Below are 4,890 nucleotides of genomic sequence, written 5' to 3' on the forward strand. Positions count from 1 at the left end.
AAACTTTTTTAAAACTCTTATATCAATTCTTTGGGATTTTAACTAAATTTACCAGAAACTCAAAACACTGTCAAGAGCGATCGCCGAAAAAACCAAAACTCGTTAAATAATTGAGAATATTATCAATAATAATGAGAATAGAGGGGGGATTATTGACACAAAACTTTTTTTCAGGTATTTCGGGAGATCAGATTTACGTGAAATTAAATCTCAAGATTATATTTTATGCTTGATTAATTTGACTATTAAACAACTTATTTAGGTGATATTTTAATTTCCACTTTTTGATTTAAAGCTGCTGCAATTCGAGCTAACATAGACAAAGAATGTCCCTCATAATCTGCATCTTCTAATCTAGCAATCACTGACTGAGTAGTACCAACTAAATCAGCTAACTGTTTTTGAGTTAGTCCAGCTTGTTTCCGAGCATCGTAAATTATTTGAGATACTTGAGCATTTAATGAAGATTCTCTCACCATCTCTTGTAATTCTGGATCTTCCTTCATCATTTTGTGAATAATTTTCACTGCATCATTAGTTTTCTTCATCTGCTTCTTTCTCTTGTTCAGTATAAGTATGAATTTCTGGATTGAGTACAAATAAATTCTTATATTTTAATGCTAAATCAATGTCTTTCTCTGAAACTTGATTATCTTCTTTAATCATGGCATGAGCTAAAATCACCACATTTTGTCCATGAAAAAAATAGAGGATTCTATACTGTACTTTAACGTGCTTCGCTCTTAACTCATAAATCCCATCTCTCAAAAAATCTGCTGCTGGTCTTCTTAATTCAAAACCATACTCGGCTAATTGTTCAATTCTCGCAATACAGTTTGCATATCCTTTGCGATCTTGTTTGATTAGTTTTTTCAACCAATTTAAAACAGGAACTTCTCCTCTATCGTCCTGAAAGAAAATGATTTGCGTTTCTGGCATTGTTGAGGATGGATTTACGTTTATTATTGATTATATAGCAAAAATGCGATTAATACTTTTACTCTGTTAACCTTTCTTCTCTTTGCGTCTTTGCGTCTTTGCGTGAGAAAACTTTTTAAAACTTTTTTAAAACTCTTATATCAATCCCTTGGGATTTTAACTAAATTTACCAGAAACTCAAAACACTGTCAAGAGCGATCGCCGAAAAAACCAAAACTCGTTAAATAATTGAGAACATTATCAATAATATTGAGAATAGAGGGGGGATTATTGACACAAAACTTTTTTTCAGGAATTTAGAATAGAACGCAGATAAACGCAGATAAACGCAGATACATACAAATAAAAAATAAGGGTGGGTTGAAATTTCCCACCCCAGAGACAACAGATTTCGGATCAGTCAGGTACAGAATTTAACCGGAAACCAGATGTAAAAAGAGTTTTACTCCTGACTCCTGACTCCTGACTCCTGACTCCTGCTGTAAATTAGCGTTTAGCTAACTTCTTCGCCATTTTGCGGAGACGAATAGATTGGGGAGTTACTTCTACCAACTCATCGGGTCCGATGTACTCCAATGCTCTTTCCAAACTCATTTCTACAGGTGCTTGCAATTGTACGAGTTCATCACCACCGGATGCACGGTGGTTAGTTAACTGCTTGGTTTTGCAAACGTTCAATTCTAAGTCTTGAGGACGGTTGTGTTCACCGACAATCATGCCTTTGTACACCTTTGTTCCAGGAGTAATAAAGAATGCTCCTCTATCTTCAGCGTTCTTCATGGCGTAGAATGTGGAAACGCCTTCTTCAAAAGATATCAGAACGCCTTTGTTACGGGCTTCAATATTTCCTGTGATGGGACGATAATCAAGGAAACTGTGGTTCATGATACCTTCACCACGGGTCATCCGCATAAATTCACCACGGAAACCAATCAAACCACGGGCAGGAATCACAAATTCTAATTGTGTGCGATCGCCAACACCGGGTTGCATATCTTGCATTTCCCCTTTCCGTTGTCCTAAACGTTCAATACAGCTACCTACTGCATCGCTGGGAACGTCTAAAACTAATAATTCAAAAGGTTCGCAAGGTTGGCCACTGACTTCGCGGTAAATTACTTGAGGCTGGGAAACTTGGAACTCGTAACCTTCCCGACGCATGGTTTCAATTAAGATACCCAGGTGTAATTCACCCCGTCCAGAAACGTGGAACTTATCAGGGGAGTCGGTTTCTTCCACTCTTAAAGCTACGTTGGTTTCTAATTCCCGGAACAAGCGATCGCGCACTTGACGAGATGTAACCAGTTTACCTTCTTGACCTGCAAAGGGTGAATCATTTACCCAGAAGGTCATCTGTAAAGTTGGTTCATCCACTTTAATTAGTGGTAACGCTTGGGGTTCATTAGGATCGGTAATAGTTTCCCCAATGTAAGCATCAGCAAAACCAGCTACCGCCACAATATAACCAGCAGAAGCTTCTTCTAATTCCACTCGCTTCAAGCCTTCAAATCCCATCAACTTGGAAATTTTCGACTTGACAATATTACCACTTTCTGTTATCAAAGCTGCTTGTTGTCCAGCGCGGATCGTACCGTTATGGATTCTACCAATAACAATCCGTCCCAGATATTCAGAATAATCCAGGGTGGTAACTTGCAATTGCAGAGGTTTGTTAGCATCACCCACAGGTGCGGGAACATGACGGAGGATAGCCTCAAACAAAGGCTGCATATCTACCGCTTCTGCTTCCAAAGTTTCCTTGGCATAACCAGCCATCCCGGAAGCGAACAGATAAGGGAAATCACACTGATCGTCATCTGCACCTAATTCCAGGAACAGATCCAAAACCTTATCAACGGCTACATGAGGATCAGCCTTAGCGCGGTCAATTTTGTTGATAACAACAATAGGACGCAGACCTTTTTCTAAAGCTTTTTTCAGTACAAAGCGGGTTTGGGGCATTGGTCCTTCGTTAGCATCAACAATGAGAATGCAACCATCAACCATGCCTAATACCCGTTCTACCTCTCCACCGAAGTCAGCGTGTCCAGGGGTATCAACAATATTGATCAGGGTATCTTTATATTTAACCGCCGTATTTTTGGAAAGAATAGTAATTCCCCGCTCTCTCTCCAGATCATTGGAGTCCATCACACAATCCGGAACGTCTTCGCCTTCGCGGAAAATGCCGGACTGTTTGAGGAGAGCATCAACCAGGGTGGTTTTACCGTGGTCAACGTGGGCGATAATGGCGACGTTACGAATTGGGAGCGTCATAAGAGCGTTGTTGTGTAATTTAGGGTTTTTAGATTTAATAGCTTAGTTAGCTTAGGGTTTGGTCGTTTTAACAGAAGTGGGGGTTTTTTGCCAGTTCTGTAACGAACCTTTAATAATTCTAACTCAATTGTCACAAAAATTGTTATTTTGACAGGAAATAGCAAGAGTGTTTTTGAGGTTTAGGGGTGGTTATTGGGATTATCAATGACTAAACCTTCGGAGACTGCGGCATTATTCAATTCTTGATCAGCAGATACAAAAGTTAATGGATGCAAATTATTGGCTATGCAAAGATCATTAATAGCTTTAGCAGCAGCTAACTGAACTGCGTCATAACCCCGCAAACCGTGTTTTTCTGCTAAGGTCATGGCTGAATTAATAATAGTATCTGTAATTTCAATTACTTGATATTCAGATTGAATATCATTTTTTAATTGGGAATAAACTGTTGTAGCATCTGAAGATGAGATATTTCCACCCCTTGCACGTCTACTAATTGCCGCAGTAATTTCCACAGCAGTAATAGCACCAATAAATACATTATTTTTGAAATTAGGATTACACAAACTCACAACCCAAGTTGAACCTATTTCCGCAACATAGCGTTTAACTAAAGCACTACTATCAAAGAAATAAACAGTCATTTAGCAGCGTTCCTCAATGATAGTTTGAGAAACAGGTTTACCCTGTACTTGAATGAGAGTTCTTTCCTGTGGTTGGGGAATGGGTTGTTTAATTTCTTTCACCAAACCAGAATTTAAAAGTGCTTGATAAAATTTTGTGGTTTGATCAGCTTGTGCTTTGTCAGTCAGATATATGTGAATAATCTGATTAAGCTGCTGTAGTTCATCCTGTTCTAAACTATTTAGCTGGTTAATAATTTCATTCAGAAGCGTTTGTGGCATAGGTTCTTAGTTTGTCACATCAGGATTTTCTATTATTTTAAACCGCCAAAAAGTATTCTCATAATAGTCATAATAGAAGTTAAGTGTACTTGAGATTTTTTAGGCGGGGGTTTTTGCCAGTTGTGTAAAGAACCTTTAATAATTCTAGCTTAATTGTTACAACAATTGTGATTTTGAGAGAAAATACCAAGAGTGTTTCTTGGGGTTCATCGTCTAATCAACAGATTTTTCAGTAAAAATGTACTAAAAAATGAATTTAAAGTATAATAAATGGAGTATGTATTGTGTTTAATTTGCGAGTGTGATTATGATTGATTGTCTAACCGTAGCTCGCTACTTCATTATTAAAGCTTACCAAGACGGCATAGAAGCAGAAATGACAAATATGAAAGTACAAAAGCTGCTTTATTATGCCCAAAGTTTGTATTTAGCCATGTATGATCAACAATTATTTCCCGAAGAAATACAGGCATGGCGTTATGGTCCAGTTTGTCCACCTGCCTATAGATTTTATAGCGAATTTGAAGCTAAACAATTACCTATTCCCAGTCAAGAATCATTATCAGAAATATCTGAAGATTACAAACAACTTTTAGAAGAAGTATGGGAATATTTTGGTGGTTATCATGCTTATCGTTTAAGTGATAAGCTGTTGTGCAGCTAGATTGTATAATAGGGAATTAAGTAACTAAGCGATCGCTTCTGAATTATGCCAGCAAAAAACCATCTGTCTCAAGAACAGAGAGAAAAGCTGTTAAAACACCTAAAA

Annotated in this window: 6 protein-coding genes; 1 reads left to right on the forward strand and 5 read right to left on the reverse strand. The window is 37.8% G+C overall.

Features of this window, described 5'->3' with window-relative positions:
- Positions 1-254: 254 nt before the first annotated feature.
- The 5 genes from FFR48_RS25440 to FFR48_RS25460 all read right to left on the reverse strand — a co-directional run bounded on the left by FFR48_RS25440 (position 255) and on the right by FFR48_RS25460 (position 4,121).
- The gene (locus FFR48_RS25440) at positions 255-548 is read right to left on the reverse strand and encodes a helix-turn-helix domain-containing protein (protein WP_137669285.1); all 294 of its coding nucleotides are present in this window, start codon (positions 546-548) and stop codon (positions 255-257) included.
- Complete coding sequence (locus FFR48_RS25445) at positions 535-939, reverse strand: type II toxin-antitoxin system RelE/ParE family toxin (RefSeq protein ID WP_137669286.1); 405 nt, start codon at positions 937-939, stop codon at positions 535-537. The genes FFR48_RS25440 and FFR48_RS25445 overlap by 14 nt, the downstream gene beginning before the upstream one ends.
- Positions 940-1,425: 486 nt before the next feature.
- The gene (gene typA, locus FFR48_RS25450; protein WP_096569646.1) at positions 1,426-3,216 is read right to left on the reverse strand and encodes a translational GTPase TypA; all 1,791 of its coding nucleotides are present in this window, start codon (positions 3,214-3,216) and stop codon (positions 1,426-1,428) included.
- A 179-nt stretch (positions 3,217-3,395) separates the two neighbouring features.
- Complete coding sequence (locus FFR48_RS25455) at positions 3,396-3,860, reverse strand: type II toxin-antitoxin system VapC family toxin (protein ID WP_137669287.1); 465 nt, start codon at positions 3,858-3,860, stop codon at positions 3,396-3,398.
- On the reverse strand, positions 3,861-4,121 hold the full coding sequence (locus FFR48_RS25460; protein ID WP_096569650.1) for a hypothetical protein: 261 nt from the start codon (positions 4,119-4,121) through the stop codon (positions 3,861-3,863). It abuts the gene before it with no gap.
- A gap of 307 nt (positions 4,122-4,428) precedes the next feature.
- Here FFR48_RS25460 and FFR48_RS25465 point away from each other — a divergent pair, with 307 nt between their 5' ends.
- Positions 4,429-4,785: a Panacea domain-containing protein gene (locus tag FFR48_RS25465; protein ID WP_236104181.1), complete on the forward strand. Its 357-nt coding sequence runs from the start codon at positions 4,429-4,431 to the stop codon at positions 4,783-4,785.
- Positions 4,786-4,890 lie beyond the last annotated feature (105 nt).

Origin of the sequence: Sphaerospermopsis reniformis, from assembly GCF_005402885.1 — a bacterium.
Taxonomy (GTDB): Bacteria; Cyanobacteriota; Cyanobacteriia; order Cyanobacteriales; family Nostocaceae; genus Sphaerospermopsis; species Sphaerospermopsis kisseleviana.